The 14,636-nt window shown below is 69.9% G+C and carries 11 protein-coding genes; 4 read left to right on the top strand and 7 right to left on the bottom strand.

Features of this window, described 5'->3' with window-relative positions; all coding sequences use genetic code 11:
• The first annotated feature begins 2 nt into the window (after nt 1-2).
• The 3 genes from OG906_RS33990 to OG906_RS33980 are packed head-to-tail and all read left to right on the top strand — an operon-like array spanning nt 3 to nt 2,751.
• On the top strand, nt 3-629 hold the full coding sequence (locus tag OG906_RS33990; protein WP_329447857.1) for a hypothetical protein: 627 nt from the start codon (nt 3-5) through the stop codon (nt 627-629).
• A gap of 17 nt (nt 630-646) precedes the next feature.
• On the top strand, nt 647-1,591 hold the full coding sequence (locus OG906_RS33985; protein WP_329447856.1) for a hypothetical protein: 945 nt from the start codon (nt 647-649) through the stop codon (nt 1,589-1,591).
• Entirely contained in the window at nt 1,588-2,751 is a 1,164-nt protein-coding gene (locus tag OG906_RS33980; RefSeq protein ID WP_329447855.1) for a cysteine desulfurase family protein, read from the top strand. Before OG906_RS33985 ends, OG906_RS33980 begins: the two co-directional genes overlap by 4 nt.
• 674 nt (nt 2,752-3,425) lie before the next feature.
• Here OG906_RS33980 and OG906_RS33975 read toward each other — a convergent pair.
• The 7 genes from OG906_RS33975 to OG906_RS33950 all read right to left on the bottom strand — a co-directional run bounded on the left by OG906_RS33975 (nt 3,426) and on the right by OG906_RS33950 (nt 11,954).
• Complete coding sequence (locus OG906_RS33975; protein WP_329447854.1) at nt 3,426-5,909, bottom strand: cation-translocating P-type ATPase; 2,484 nt, start codon at nt 5,907-5,909, stop codon at nt 3,426-3,428.
• Complete coding sequence (locus OG906_RS43705; protein WP_443067442.1) at nt 5,797-6,486, bottom strand: Rv1733c family protein; 690 nt, start codon at nt 6,484-6,486, stop codon at nt 5,797-5,799. Before OG906_RS43705 ends, OG906_RS33975 begins: the two co-directional genes overlap by 113 nt.
• Before the next feature lie 27 nt (nt 6,487-6,513).
• Entirely contained in the window at nt 6,514-7,029 is a 516-nt protein-coding gene (locus OG906_RS33970; RefSeq protein ID WP_329447853.1) for a flavodoxin domain-containing protein, read from the bottom strand.
• A gap of 174 nt (nt 7,030-7,203) precedes the next feature.
• Entirely contained in the window at nt 7,204-9,603 is a 2,400-nt protein-coding gene (locus tag OG906_RS33965; protein ID WP_329447852.1) for a glycoside hydrolase family 65 protein, read from the bottom strand.
• Nucleotides 9,600-10,355 carry an HAD family hydrolase gene (locus OG906_RS33960; protein WP_329447851.1) on the bottom strand — a complete coding sequence of 252 codons (756 nt, stop codon included), beginning with the start codon at nt 10,353-10,355 and terminating at the stop codon, nt 9,600-9,602. The genes OG906_RS33965 and OG906_RS33960 overlap by 4 nt, the downstream gene beginning before the upstream one ends.
• Nucleotides 10,352-11,032, bottom strand: coding sequence for a helix-turn-helix domain-containing protein (locus OG906_RS33955; RefSeq protein ID WP_329447850.1), 681 nt, complete (start codon nt 11,030-11,032; stop codon nt 10,352-10,354). The genes OG906_RS33960 and OG906_RS33955 overlap by 4 nt, the downstream gene beginning before the upstream one ends.
• A 499-nt stretch (nt 11,033-11,531) precedes the next feature.
• Nucleotides 11,532-11,954 (bottom strand): DUF1003 domain-containing protein, encoded by a 423-nt coding sequence (locus tag OG906_RS33950; RefSeq protein WP_329447849.1) that lies wholly within the window; start codon nt 11,952-11,954, stop codon nt 11,532-11,534.
• 285 nt (nt 11,955-12,239) lie between these two features.
• Here OG906_RS33950 and OG906_RS33945 point away from each other — a divergent pair, with 285 nt between their 5' ends.
• Nucleotides 12,240-14,603 (top strand): phosphoketolase family protein, encoded by a 2,364-nt coding sequence (locus OG906_RS33945; RefSeq protein ID WP_329447848.1) that lies wholly within the window; start codon nt 12,240-12,242, stop codon nt 14,601-14,603.
• Nucleotides 14,604-14,636 lie beyond the last annotated feature (33 nt).

Below are 14,636 nucleotides of genomic sequence, written 5' to 3'. Positions count from 1 at the left end.
ACATGGACGACTGCCAGTTTTGCACCGAGTTCACCGCGCGCGAGCCCAAGACCCGCATCATCATCGAGACGATCGACCGCTGGGTCCTCTTGCCCACCGTCGGCTGCCTCACCCCCGGCTACTCCCTCTACATGCCGCTGGAGCACCTCGACGCCTCCGCCGACGTCCCGTCCGACGACCTCCCGAAGGTCGCCGCCGGCCTGGAGTCGATGCGCACCCTGATCCAGGCTCACTACGGGCCCACCATCGTCGCCGAGCACGGACCGCGGGACTGCGAGCTCGGCGCCTCCTGCTGCAGCCATGCTCACCTCCACCTCATCCCCGTACCGGACCCGGACGCCATCCTGGCCGCCTATGAGAAGGTCGGTGGCCCGGGCCGGCGCCTCTCCTCGCTCGTCGACCTGCCCGCGGCCGCCGAGACCTCGTACCTGTATCTGTCGCCCTACCCGGGCGAGCACCACTATTGGCCCGCCGACGGCCGGTTCGCACGCCAGTTCGTCCGCCGCGTCGTCGCCGACCAGCTTGGCATCGGCGAGCAGTACGACTGGCGCGACCACCCCTTCACCGAGGCCAAGCACCAGACCTACGACACGCTGACCGCTGCCATCCTGGCCACCGCAACCGCCTGACGACGAGGGGGAACATCATGGCGATTCCCTTACCTCGACCGCTGCACACTCAGAGCGCCGAGGAACTCGTGGCGGCCGCAAGAGACCAGCGGTGGCCGAAGTGGCAGACCATGGCACTGCTCCACTCGCTCGGCCTCCCCACCCTGAACGCGGCCCTGTTACGACCCGGCCAGAGCCCGGCCGACATCCGCACCGCCGCCCACGCACTCGCCACCACGCTCGGCACCGACAGGCTGATGATCCGCTCCGACGGCGGCGTCGAGAAGAAGGCCTACTACCGCGGGGGCAACACCTTCCCCATCGGCGAGATCGCGCACCGCGCGCAGCCCCTTCTGGCCGACGGGCGCGCGGTCATCCTGGCCGGCCCCACCAACCGCTTCACCAACAAACTCACCGTAATGATCCGCATGGACCGCCCGGGCCCCGGCATACGGGGGACCTTCACCCTCGAAGCGCTCGGCCCCGGCTATGACGTCGCCGACCTCACCCGCGGTGAACTCCCGCCCCAGGTCACCGCCCAGCTCGACGACGTCGACTGGGACCGTTACACCACCCCCCGCTGGAACGAGTGGCAGTTCCGCGGCGACCACTGCCCCGGCGGGGAGGAAGCACGCCGGCGCCGCCGCCTGGAGCGCCTCGCGGCCCAGACCCTGGCCGACGGCGGACAACTCGCCGGAGACCCTCAGCCCGAGCACGCCGAAACGTGGCTCCGCGAACACGGCTATCTGCAACTGTTCGGCCCCCAGGACCCGCGCCCGGCCCTGATGCGGCGCGCCGACAAACTCTTCGAGGACGCCTTCGTCCTCACCCGGGCCCAGCCGAACCGGAACTGGCGGTGCCTGGCCACCGCCTACTCCGTCTTCGCCGAGCCCCGCACCGTCTACTGGGACCTCGTCGACGGCGAACGAAAATACGCCGCGGCCACGCCGGCCGCCGCCCGGGCCAGGAAGGAGACAGCGTGACCAACCGACCGATCTACCTCGACCACCAGGCCACCACCCCACTCGACGCCCGCGTCCTGGAGGAGATGCTGCCGTACCTCACCACCGCGTACGGCAACCCCAACAGTGCCCACGCCTACGGCCGGGAAGCGGCCAAGGCCGTCGCCACCGCCCGCCGCCGCGTCGCCCACCTCATCGGCGCCAAGAACCCCGTCGAGGTCATCTTTACCTCCGGCGCCACCGAGGCCAACCACCTCGCCATCGTCGGCGGAGCCCTCGCCAAACGCCCCCGCGGCGGCCACGTCATCACCACCACGATCGAGCACAAGGCCGTCCTCGCCGCCGTCCAACGCCTCGTCGACCACCACGGCTACACCTCCACCCGCGTCGCCGTCGACGAGCACGGACGAGTCCATCCCGGGGACATCGCCGCCGCCCTCACCCCGAACACCGTCCTCGTCTCCGTGATGCACGCAAACAACGAGATCGGCACCCTCCAGCGGATCGCCGTCATCTCCCAACTGACCGCCCACCGCGGGATCCTCCTGCACACCGACGCCGCACAGAGCGCCGGATACGGCCTCCTCGACGCCGACGAACTCGGCGTCGACCTCGCCTCCCTCTCCGCCCACAAACTCTACGGACCCAAAGGCACCGGCGCCCTCTACGTCCGCGGCGACACCCTCCTCACCGCGCAGCAGACCGGCGGCGGCCAGGAACGCGGATTACGAGCCGGCACCCTCAATGTTCCCGCCATCGTGGGCCTCGGTGCCGCCGCCCACCTCATCACCAGCCACACCACACCGGCCCTCACCCAGATTCGCGCCCTGCGCGACCGCCTCCAGGACAGGCTCCTCGCCGCGATCCCCGGCGCCACCATCAATGGGCACCCCACCCAACGACTGCCGGGCACCCTCAGCCTCACCCTCCCGGACACCGAGGCCGCAGACGTCCTCGACCGCCTCCCCGATATCGCCGCCTCCACCGGATCCGCCTGCAACACCGGCACCAGCGACCCCTCTCATGTCCTCACCGCCATCGGCCTCACCCGCACCCAGGCCCGCCGCACCCTACGCCTGGGCATCGGCCGCAACACCACTGCCGCCGAGGTGGATCGCGCCGCGATACTGATCGCTGAGGCCACTGCCCGGCATCGGCCGCTTCGTTCCAGCGCCGCCTGAGGAAGTGCCGCGCGTGCGCCGGCGGGAAGGCCTGACCGAATCGAACCCTCCCGCCGTCCCAAGCGACTTGACGTGACGAAGCAAGGTGCTGCTACGTCTTCTACAGCAGGAACGACGTCAAGCGGGCCATACGTTCTACAGAGAAAATCATCACGCGACCGGAGAAACGACGTCCACTTCGACCCGCGCCTACGTCTTCCCCGCCCAGGCACCGGAGCGGCCAGCGGTCCCGGGCCGTCCCCCAAGTCAATCGGGTGCGGACTCGTCGCCGCACTCGCCACGATCATCGTGCTCGCCGGATCCTGCGCCACCTCCAGCGGCAGTGGTCCGCAGAATGACCGCCAGAGGTGCGAAGAAGAAAGCTCCCAAAGCGACACAATCCGCTTCGGCGACTGCAAGGGGATGTCCCCCCGGCCAGTCCGGCCTCGAACACGTCCTCATCAGGATCCTTCGAGCGGATACGGACGGCGCATGCCGCCGACACCGTGGCCACTTTGTCCCCACCGCCCGCATCCGCAGTTCTGTATCCACAGCTCGTACTTGACCTCACGGCTGACGAGCGCAGCTCAAGGGTCCTGGATCAGCGGCCTGTACCCACGAAGGTGCTGCAGCTGCTCGAACCGCCTAGCGAAGAACCAGATCACATCTGCTGGTTCCCATCATCAGTGATCGCCTCACCGATGGATCCGCCAGCAGCAACTCCGCGCTCCCCCGGCACGCCGGGTACCGTTGTCGTGGCACTCGGGCTGGGGCCTGCGGCCGGGGGCCGTCGCGGTGACGCACGCATGGTGCAGTGGGGTTCCCGGGCCGGTCGGGTCCCCGGGGTGCCAGCCGGCCCGCCACAGGACGTAGAAGAACGCGGTCATGACGAGGGCGGCGGAGACGGTGCCGAGGTAGCCCCAGCTGCGGATGAGCATGTCCTTGGAGATGACGCCCTGGGAGCTCGGCCTGGGTGGGCGGCTCATGCTGCCCGGCTCCGCGCGTTCGCGGCCCAGGGCGAGCGCCGGGAGGGTCTCGGTTCCGAGGTCGATGGCCAGGATCTGCAGGACGGTGAGGGGAAGCGGGATGGAGCCGCCAGTGAGGGCGAAGACCAGGAAGGGGACCGCCTCGGGGGTGAGGTGGGCGAAGATGTAGACGATGAACTTCCTTACGTTGTCATAGACTTGGCGGCCGGATTCGATCGCGGTGACGATGGTGGCGAAGTTGTCGTCGGTCAGCACCATCGTGGACGCCTCGCGGGCGACGTCGGTGCCGGAGAGCCCCATCGCCACGCCGATGTGGGCGCGGTGCAGTGCGGGGGCGTCGTTGACGCCGTCGCCGGTCATCGCGACGATCTGCCCGTGGGCCCGTAGGGCGTCCGCCACCTTCAGTTTCGTCTCCGGTGAGGAGCGGGCGAAGACGACCTCAGCGTCGCCGTCCGCGAGGAGCCGGTCGAGGTCGTGGTCGCCGATCGACTCGGACTCCGCGACCACGACGAGGCGGGGTTCCCCGATACCTACCTCGCGGGCCACGGCTGCGGCGGTCGCTCCGTTGTCGCCGGTCACGATGTGTACGAGTAGCCCGGCTTCGTGGCAGCGCCGTACTGCGGCGGCGACCTCGGGCCGCGGGGGATCGTACAGGCCGACGAGGCCCAGCAGCGTCAGCTCCGTCTCCGCGTCCTCACGACGGGTCGCCGAGGCGTCGCCATCCAGTTCGCGGATGGCGACGGCGAGTACGCGCATGCCTTGGCCGGAGAGTTCTTCGGCCGCGACACGCGCCGTGACGGTCTGGGCGGCATCCAGGGTGCGGGCCAGCACCGATTCCGGGGCTCCTTTGACGATCAGCCGCATGGCGCCGTCCGCCGCATCACGCTGGACGACGGACATCAGGCGCAGCCGGGGGTCGAAGCGGAAGACGGTGTGGCGACCCGTGTCGCGCGCGTCGATGTCGAGCGGGGCGCCTCGATCAGCGGCGCCGGCCACCAGCCTGATCTCCGTGGGGTCGCCGTGGAGTTCACCGTCTGCGTCCCTGGTGACGGTGGTGCACAGGGCGGCCACGGCCGTCAGCCGTACGGCGCCGGAGCCGGGGCCTGTGCCGTCGTCGGGCGTCCAGGTGCTCTGCAGTCGCATTCTATTCTGGGTGAGGGTGCCGGTCTTGTCGGTGCAGATGACGTTGGTGGATCCCAGGGTCTCCACGGCGCTGAGTCGCTTGATGACCGCGCCTTGGCGGGCCAGGAGGCGCACTCCGACGGCGAGGGCGAGCGTGATGGTCGGCAGTAGTCCTTCGGGCACGTTGGCGACGAGGAGTCCGATGGCGAACATCAGCGCGTCGGTCAGCGGCAGTCCCACGGCGACGCCCAGGACCAGGAACAGCGCGCCCATCGCGACCGCGACGGCGGCGATGAGCCAGGCGACCTTCTTGACCTGCTGTTCCGACGGGCTCGGGTCCCGTCGCGTGCGCTGGCTGAGGGCGGCGATGCGCCCGAGTTCGGTGTGGTCGCCGGTGGCGAAAACCATCGCGCGGGCCTGACCGGCGGTACAGGTCGTGCCGTTGAAGACGAGGTTGGGTTCCTGCAGAATCGTGGAACCCGGGGTCCCCGGCCCGGCGATGCGCTGGGCCGGGGTGGACTCCCCCGTCAGCATGGACAGGTCGACTTCGAGGCCGCCGTCGACGAGTCGGACGTCGGCGGGGACTTTGTCGCCCTCGTCGAGGGTGATGATGTCGCCCGGCACCAGGGTGCGGGCTTCCGCCTGCCGGGACCTCCCGTCGCGGATCACCATCGCGTGTTCGGGGAGGTACTTGGCGAGTGTCTCCACCGCCTGCTCGGCCTGGCGCTCCTGGAGCAGGGCGAGGGCGGCGTTGACGAGGACGATGGCGACGACCGCGATCCCGAGTACGCGGATGTCGGCGATGAACGCCATGGCCGCTGCGACCCACAGCAACAGGGCGAGCGGGTGCACCAGTTGACGTACCAGCTCGCGTACCAGGGAGGTGCGGCCCTTGCTCCGGACCTCGTTGGGTCCATAGACGGCGAGCCGGCGCTCGGCCTCCCGCGTCGACAGCCCGTCAGCTCCGGTGCCGAGCTCCCGGCGCAGCAACGGCAACGGTTCGCTCGGATCGCGCGGTGTGGGTGGCGTTCCTCCCTGGGGAGGGAGATGGCCGGTGAGTGCCTCGGTCATCGTCGACTCCTGATTGAGTGGGCAGTCTGCCGGACCAGCCGGGTTCCACGCGCTGCCAGTCCCGTTCCCACATGGACAGGCTCCGCGCCTCGATGGTCCGAAGCCTCAGGTGGACGACGCCTGCGGCTGTCAGCGCTACCAGGGCAGCGGCAGTGGCGCCGATGGTCATCGCGGCGAAGGCCCTCTCGCCCGCGGACGGGGGTCCCTGGATCGTGTGGCCCGTGTCGTCGACCCAGATCGCGACGGGACGACCCGCGGGGGTCCTGGGCTGGACCTCTACGAGGCCTGTGTGCCGGGTGGCCGAAGGGAATTGCCAGGCGGCCTGTGCGACGGCCTCGGCGCCGCCGGTCCAAGCGTCGGGAGCGTGTTCGGCGGCCCCGACCGTCGTGGCCGTGATCCGGTGCACGTGCTGGGCCTGTTCCCGCGCGGTGCGGCTGTCGACGTTCCACACGGCCAGCCCGATGGCCACTCCGCAGAGAGTGGCTACGAGAGTCGACAGGGCGAGGGCGACGAGCCACCGGGTGCGCGTACGGTCAGCCGTCCGCCGCAGCCGGTTGGGCGGTGTTCCGTGAAGCATGGCGAGCCTCCGGCACCGGGAGTCTTCTCATGGAGCGGGTGAGCCGGCCGCCGTGAGCTCAGCACCGATGTGGTGCGCCCAGGCCTGGATGCGCTCGGGGTTGCGGAAGTCTCCGCCCTTTCCCTGGCGTACGAGGGCGCGGGCGAACAGGCCGGCCGTACCTTCCGTGAGACTGCCGCCGAAGGTGATGTGGTCACGGGCGCCGAGTTGTCGCATCTGACGGGCGACCGCCCGTACCGGCGGGATGTCGCTGCGTTCGGCGGAGGAGCCCACCGGTCCGCTGCTGAACAGCCAGACGGGACGGTGCTTCAGATACCGGGCATTGCGCTTCGCGCAGCGCCGGGCCCGGCCATTCCACCGCCCCGCATACAGGGAGCCACCCAGCACCACCCCGTCGTAGCCACGGACGTCCGTGACCTCGCCGGCCGGGACCACCCAAACGTCGATGCCGTCCTCGCGCAGCGCCGTTCCGATCTGCTCCGCGATCCCGGCGGTCGCACCGTGCTTGCTTCCATAGGCGACCAGAACCTGTTTCGCACTCATGCGCTTCCTCCTTCGGTCGTTCCCGCGAGCCCGTACGCCATACGTCTCGGTGCTTTCTCCACTGTCCATTCGGGAATGCGCGGCCCGTAGGGGCCCACCGGGTGCCGGGTGGGGGCCGTTCGGCCCTCTCGGGCCGGTCCGGCCGCGAGGGGGATCTCCGCGACGGCAGCGGGTCTAGTCTCCGGGAAGCCGGAACCAGTGCTCGCCTCCGGCCGCCACCACGACGGCCTGTTCCCCGGGCAGCATGAGGGCCAGGGGACCTTGGCGGGATTGCGGCACGGTGATGCCGAACCTGCCGGGGAGCAGCCGGACGCGGACACCGCGGTGTCCCCGGTGGCAGAGCGTGAAGGAGACGGGCTCGATCTCTCGCAGGGGGACGGGATCGACGTACAGGCCCTCGGGGCCGGTCTCCAGACCCGTGACACCGCGCTCCGCGAGGTCCAGGGTGCCGGCCATGGCGCCCAGGTGGATCCCCTCGCCGGTGGTCCCGCCCTGGATGTCCGTGACATCGCCGAGGAGTGCCTCCTCGCAGTACTTCCAGGCGTCCGGGTCCTTCAGGCGGGCCAGCACCCAGCCGTGCACGAGGCTGCTGAGCGTCGATCCGTGGCTGGTGCGCGGCAGGTAGTACGCGACGGTGGCCCGCCATGTCGCGTCGTCGAGCCGGTAGCCGAGCCGGGCGAAAAGGGCGTACAGCTCGGCGGGCCGGAAGAGGAAGCCGAGCATGATCACATCGGCCTGTTTCGAGGCCTGGTAGCGGTTAACGCTATCCCCTTCGGCTTCCAGGATCCGATCGAGCCGTCGGACGTCGCCGTACCGGGCACGGTAGGCCGCCCAGTCCAGCTCCGCGAGGTCTCCGTATCCCTCGAACTGGCTGATGACGCCCCGGTGGAATGGGACGTACAGGCGACGCGAGACCTCGTCCCAGTGCTCCAGCGCGCTGCGGTCAAGGGCGAGCCGTTCGGTCAGCTCCGTCCGGCGGGCAGGGGTCAGCTCGTCGAGCAGTTCGAGCCCCTGCTGGATCACCCAGGCCGCCATCACATTGGTGTAGGCGTTGTCGTCGACCCCTGGCTCCGCGGCCTCCCGATAGGCGTCGTGGTACTCGTCCGGGCCCAGCACACCGCGGATGCGGTACCGCTTTCGTTCGGGGTCGTACACGGCGGCGCCGACCCAAAAGCAGGCTATTTCCAGAGAGAGTTCGGCGCCGGGGCCGTGCAGGAACGCCGTGTCGCCGGTGGCCCGCCCGTACCGACAGACGTTCAGGGCTATCGCGGAGCCGACGTGGCGCTGCAGATGCGAGTGATCGGGCAGCCAGCGGCCCGAGCGGGGATTGAGGTGCAGGGCCTGGCTCTCCTCCATCCCCGAAGTTCCGCTCTGCCAAGGGAACATCGCCCCGCTCTGACCGGCTCGCCGGGCAGCATCGCGGGCGGCCGGCAGCCGTCGGTGGCGGTACATGAGCAGGGCCCGCGCCACTTCGGGAAAGTGCAGCGTGATGTAGGGCAGGACGAAGAGTTCGTCCCAGAAGACGTGGCCCCGGTAGGCCTCACCGTGCAGGCCCCGCGCGGGGACACCCACGTCCAGCTCGGCGGTGTGCGGGGAGAGCGTCTGCAGCATGTGGAAGACATGGAGGCGCAGAACCTTGTCCGCCTCCCCCGAGACGGTCAACTCGCCTTGTTCCCATAACCGTTCCCAGGCCGAGTGCTGCGCCGTGAGCAGGTCCGGGAATCCGGGTGCCCGCGAAGCGTGTTCGACCGCGCGCGACAGGAGATCTCCGGCCGGCCTGTCGAGCGAGGTGTACAGGGACGCGGTCTTCACCACCGTCGCGGACTGCCTGGGGGCCACGGGCAGTCTGAACGTCTGCACCGTCCCGGCTGCAGTGTGGCTCGTCATGGTGGGCGTGCGGGGTTGGGTGACCGTCCTTACGGCAAGGGCAATTTCAGTGCGTGAGGAGGTGGTGCGGCAGACGATCCATGCGACGCCGTGCGATGCGAAGCCCGTCCGGTGATCGGTGAGGTGATGGCCGTCGAGCCCGCTGTAGCGTTCCACTCCCGCGTTGGTCACGTCCCCGTCGATCCCTGATTCCACTTCGACCAGGCCGCTCCAGCCGTACGCGCGGAAGGTTGTCCGCTGGGCCGCGAGGTAGGGGTCCCCCATGTGCACGACGCGGACGTGGGTGACGCCGAGGCGGCGGCCATCGCCGTCCTGGAAGAGCATGTGCAGGGTGAGCGTTCCCCGGCGCAGGTCGAGCACCACCTTGTGGTGCAGCATGCCGGGGTCGTCGGGAGTCAGCCAGTCGCCCGGGGGACTGTCGTCGGCGATACAGCGGTACCGCAGTGCCGTCCAGTTGGGCAGGTTGACCATGTCCTCGTTGTCGACCTGCTGTCCGGCGACGTGCGAGGTGAGCCGGTTGGAACAGCCGGCGGCGTAGGTGGCGGGGTAGTGGACGGGACCCGCCGGGGTCTCGGGTGCCGCACCGCGCGTGGCGAACCTGCCGTTGCCCAGTGTGCACAGGGCTTCGACGAGTCGCTCCGTCTTGGGCTCGTAGCGGTCGTACTCCCAGGTCCACGAGGCGGTCACGGCCCTGCACCGCAGACGAGGTCGGCGACCGTGAGGAGTTCGGCGGCGACCAGGTCCGCCCCCCGTTCCCGTAGTGCCCGCGCGGTGGCGGGGCTCATCGCCCGGTCGAGGCCGATGACGAGGCCGAAGTGGCCGCGCCGGCCTGCTTCGACCCCCGCGAGGGCGTCTTCCACCACCGCGCAGCGGCCGGCGTCCACTCCGAGTCGTACGGCCGCTTCGAGGAACAGGGCGGGGTCCGGCTTGCCGGCCAGTCCCAGTTTGGCGGCGTCCGTGCCGTCCACCACCGTGTCGAAGTAGCCCAGGAGGGAGGCTGATCCGAGAAGCGGCCGGGCATGCCGGGAGGCGGACACGGCGGCGCAGCACACCCCGTGCGCCCGCAGCCGGGCGAGCGCCGGGGCGACGTCGGTGAAAGCCTCGACGGTCCCGGCCTCCAGTGTGAGTACGAACTCCGTCTCCTTGCGCGCGGCTACCGCCCATATCTCCTCGTCGCCCGGTGCGCTGTCGGGGCCGCCGGTCGGCAGGTCGATGCCACGGTAGTTCAGGAACGAGCGCGCCCCGTCCAGACGGGGCTTGCCGTCGACCCACTGGCGGTACTCACGGTCCGCGTCGAAGGGAGGCTGCCGCCCGTTCCCGGACGCGGCCCAGGCGTCCAGACAGCTGTCGAAGGCGGTCTTCCAGGCCGCGGCGTGCAGCCGCGCCGAGTCGAGCAGTACTCCGTCCGTGTCGAACACGACGGCCCGCAGGGCGCTCACCCCGATCCCACATGGCGGCCGGTCATCCTGGTGGGGGTAACGGACATCCAGTGCGTGCGGGGGCCGCCGGCCCACGGGAGCGAGCGGGCGACGGAGTACAGGTGGCTGACTCGCTCCCCGTCCGTGACGCCGGACAGCTCGCCGACGGCCATGACGCTCCAACCTTTGCGCATCGCGTCGTCGATGTGGTCCACCTCGAAGGCGACCTCGGTCCCGGATGCCTCGGCGAGCCGCGAGTCGGCCGCCGTGCGGAACGCTATCTCGTCTCCCACGACGACGTAGTTGACGGGGAAGACGGCAAGTCCTTCCAGGCCGGAGAACCCGACCCGGCCGATCCCGTGGGTGGAGAGCAGCCGGAGGCACTCGGCCTCGCTCAGCACCGTCGACTCGGAACCTCGCATCGCGGTCCCCATGCCGGGGGGACTGTCGGTCGTTCTCCCGGTCAGCTCGGCAACGGTGGTCCCCAGCCCGTCCGCGAGACCCACGAGCATGACCATGCTGGGCGCCGCCGCCCGCTCCTCCACGTAAGCGATGTACGACGCGGCGGCCCCGCAACGCTCCCCGAGTTCTTCACGCGTGAGTCCCAGCTCTTCGCGGCGGGCGCTCACGCGCCGTCCGAGATCGCCGCGAGCAGCCGAAACTTTGATCGGGGACGTACCTGCCGTGGCCTCTCCCATGATCCTCACACCCTTGCGGTTCGTAGCCAGTACCGGAACTTGGCGACGCACTGGGCGTCAACCTCAGGCTGAACCCGCCACCGGTGCACGCACAGGGCCGGACGGTCCCCTACCGGGGCCGGTCGGGCCCATGCGGCCCTCTCCTCGGGGCGTGACGGTGGAGGCCGCTTCCCCCGCCGAAGGAAGCGTCGGGCGCAGAGCCGGTGTGTCAGCGGGATGCGCAGGGTTCTGGGGGTGGGATCGCAGGTCAGTGTCAGCAGACAGGGGCAGCTTGGAGAGCATCCACAGGCTGTACGCGACGTGATCCGGGAGTGACGTTGATGATGTCGCCGTAGGCGACCACGTCGGCGGCGGGGTCTTCAAGGGCCTACCGCTGAGGGCGTCGCGCGGGGCGATGCCGCCATCGGCTCAGACGCAGGAGGACGTCCGCCTCGTCGGGGCTGGATGGGGCCGCGCACCCAGACTCTGGCCGCGGCCATCATGCGCACTGCGGACCCCTTCACCACGCAGGAGACCCGCTATCACTGTCCGCTTCGGGAACCAGCCGGCGGTGGAGTTCCGTGGTCATCGCGTGGATAGCCCGGGTCAGTTCCGTATTGGTCTTGAGTTCCAGCTCCTGCTCGACGAAATCGTGGTCGGCCTTCGCCTGCTGGAACGCCGCCTGCCGGTTTTGGCCGATCATCACGAACGTCGACAGGAAGATCGCCTCCAAGGAGACGACGAGCGTCAGCATCGGCCAGGGATTGGCCTCCACGAACAGCATCCAGAAGGCGAATCCGATCGCGTGGAGATAGACGAATGGCATGGAGCCGGCGAACTTCGTGATCGCATCGGCGACCCGCAGCTGGACATCGGCCGCCCGGTTCGTACGGTGTGCGACGACAACCGGATGATGCCGCGCCTTGGCCTCGGTTCCCTTCACCTGCCTGCCTCCTCGGGGCGATCACCCTGACACGGTCCTTGTGCCCCGCATCGTCTCAAACCGTCCACCGTTCCCGGCGTGCCGCCAGGGGCCACCCTGGCGGCGGCGACATGCTCCGGTAATGACCCGCCGCTCACACTCCATGCCCGGCCGTCGTCGCAGAAGGGGCCGACCGGCCCCCCTGCAGGGGCCGGTCCTGCCCTTCCCGGCACCGGCCCGTGGGAGCACCGTTCAAACGTCGGCTCAACCAGCGCATGACCCGGACTGCGGTTCGAAGGAGCACTCATGGCGACCACGTACGGGATCGCGGAGCTGGACGCGCACTGGCGTGCCGCGAACTATCTGGCCGTCGGCCAGATCTACCTCATGGACAACCCGCTGCTTGCCGAGCCGCTGCGGCCGGAGCACATCAAGCCGCGGCTGCTCGGCCACTGGGGCACCGCGCCCGGCCTGAACCTCGTCCACACCCACTTGAATCGGGTGATCAAGGAGCGTTCGCTGGATGCCCTGTGTGTCTGGGGACCCGGCCACGGCGGGGCGGCCGTACTCGCCAACTCCTGGTTGGAGGGCACGTACACCGAGACCTACCCGGACATCGGCCGTGACGTGGACGGGATGCGCAAGCTGTTCCGCCAGTTCTCCTTCCCCGGCGGCGTGCCGAGTCACGTCGCGCCGGAAACGCCGGGCTCCGTCCACGAGGGCGGTGAACTCGGCTACTCGCTGGCCCACGCGTACGGGGCCGCTTTCGACCATCCCGGCCTGCTGGTGGCCTGCGTCATCGGCGACGGCGAGGCGGAGACCGGGCCGCTGGCCGCCTCCTGGCACTCGAACAAGTTCCTCGACCCGGTCCACGACGGCGCCGTCCTGCCGATCCTGCACCTCAACGGATACAAGATCGCCAACCCGACGGTGCTGTCACGGATCCCCGAGGCGGAACTCGACGCACTACTGCGCGGCTACGGGCACGAGCCCCTCTACGTCTCCGGCAGCGACCCCGCCCTCGTCCACCCGGCCATGGCCGGAGCCCTGGACCAGGCCCTCGACCGTATCCACGCCATCCAGCGGAAAGCACGGGCGGCCGGCACGGACCCGGGCGCCGAGCGCGCACGCTGGCCGATGATCGTCCTGCGGACCCCCAAGGGTTGGACCGGACCCACGACCGTAGACGGCCAACCCGTCGAGGGCACCTGGCGCGCACACCAGGTGCCGCTCGCCGAGGTCCGCGAAAACCCCGAACACCTGAGGCAGTTGGAAAGCTGGATGCGCTCCTACCGGCCCGAGGAACTCTTCGGCGCCGACGGCCGCCCGACGACGCAGGTCCTGGCCTGCGTCCCTGAGGGTGCGCGCCGCCTGGGCGCGAGCCCGTACGCCAACGGCGGCCGGCTGCTGCGCTCGCTCCCGCTGCCCGCCCTCGACGCGTGGGCCGTCCCCGTGGAGAAGCCGGGAAGTACCCTGCACGAGCCGACCCGGGTCCTGGGCCGCTATCTCGCGCAGGTCATGAGGGACACAGCCGGACGACGAGACTTCCGGGTCGTCGGACCGGACGAGACCGCGAGCAACCACCTCGACGACCTGTACGACGTGACGGGCAAGGCCTGGCAGGGCAGCACGGAGCCCACCGACCAGAACCTGTCCCGGGACGGCCGGGTCATGGAGATCCTCTCCGAGCACGTCTGCCAGGGCTGGCTGGAGGGCTACCTCCTCACCGGTCGGCACGGCCTGTTCTCCACATACGAGGCCTTCGCCCACATCGTCGACTCCATGGTCGGCCAGCACATCAAATGGCTGAAGAGCGCCCGCGAGTTGAGCTGGCGCGCGCCCATCGCCTCCCTGAACTACCTGCTCACCTCGCACGTCTGGCGCCAGGACAGCAACGGTTTCTCCCACCAGGACCCCGGCTTCGTCGACCACGTCCTCAACAAGAGCCCCGAGGTCGTACGGGTCTACCTGCCGCCGGACGCCAACACCCTCCTCGCGGTGGCCGATCACGCCCTGCGCAGCCGCGACCAGGTCAACGTGATCGTCGCGGGCAAGCAGCCCTGCCACGCCTGGCTGAACATGGACGAGGCGCGGACGCACGTCGCGCGGGGCGCCGGAATCTGGGCGTGGGGCGGCACGGACGACGGGGCACGCGAACCTGATGTCGTGCTGGCCTGCGCCGGGGACGTACCCACCATGGAGGTCCTGGCTGCTTCGGCCTTGCTGCGCGAGCACCTGCCCTCGCTGGCCGTGCGTGTGGTCAACGTCGTCGACATCGCCCGCCTGATGCCACGGGAAGAGCACCCCCACGGGATGACCGACACGGAGTACAACGCACTCTTCACCACCGACAAGCCCGTGATCTTCGCGTACCACGGCTATCCGTGGCTGATCCACCGCCTCGCCTACCGGCGGACCGGCCACCCGAACCTGCATGTCCGCGGCTACAAGGAGTCCGGCACGACCACCACCCCATTCGACATGGTCGTGCGCAACGACCTCGACCGCTACCGGCTCGTCATGGACGTCATCGACCGCGTCCCCGGCCTCGCCGGCCGCGCGACGGCCCTGCGTCAGACCATGGGCGACCAGCGGATCCGCCACCACGACTGGATCCGCGCCCACGGAACCGATCTCCCGGAGGTCGCCGACTGGTCCTGGCCCTACTGATCGTCCCGCCCGGGGCGGTACGGGTGGGCCGCC

Source organism: Streptomyces sp. NBC_01426 (assembly GCF_036231985.1).
GTDB lineage: Bacteria > Actinomycetota > Actinomycetes > Streptomycetales > Streptomycetaceae > Streptomyces.
The sequence above is the reverse complement of the archived record's forward strand: the minus strand, read 5'-3'. Positions and strand labels throughout refer to the sequence as shown.

Excerpts from the sequence above, each read along its gene's own strand:
- OG906_RS33990 (WP_329447857.1), top strand. The coding sequence starts at position 3 with ATGGACGACTGCCAGTTTTGCACCGAGTTCACCGCGCGCGAGCCCAAG.
- OG906_RS33985 (WP_329447856.1), top strand. The coding sequence starts at position 647 with ATGGCGATTCCCTTACCTCGACCGCTGCACACTCAGAGCGCCGAGGAA.
- OG906_RS33975 (WP_329447854.1), bottom strand. The coding sequence starts at position 5,909 with ATGACCGAGGCACTCACCGGCCATCTCCCTCCCCAGGGAGGAACGCCA.
- OG906_RS43705 (WP_443067442.1), bottom strand. The coding sequence starts at position 6,486 with ATGCTTCACGGAACACCGCCCAACCGGCTGCGGCGGACGGCTGACCGT.
- OG906_RS33970 (WP_329447853.1), bottom strand. The coding sequence starts at position 7,029 with ATGAGTGCGAAACAGGTTCTGGTCGCCTATGGAAGCAAGCACGGTGCG.
- OG906_RS33955 (WP_329447850.1), bottom strand. The coding sequence starts at position 11,032 with ATGGGAGAGGCCACGGCAGGTACGTCCCCGATCAAAGTTTCGGCTGCT.
- OG906_RS33945 (WP_329447848.1), top strand. The coding sequence starts at position 12,240 with ATGGCGACCACGTACGGGATCGCGGAGCTGGACGCGCACTGGCGTGCC.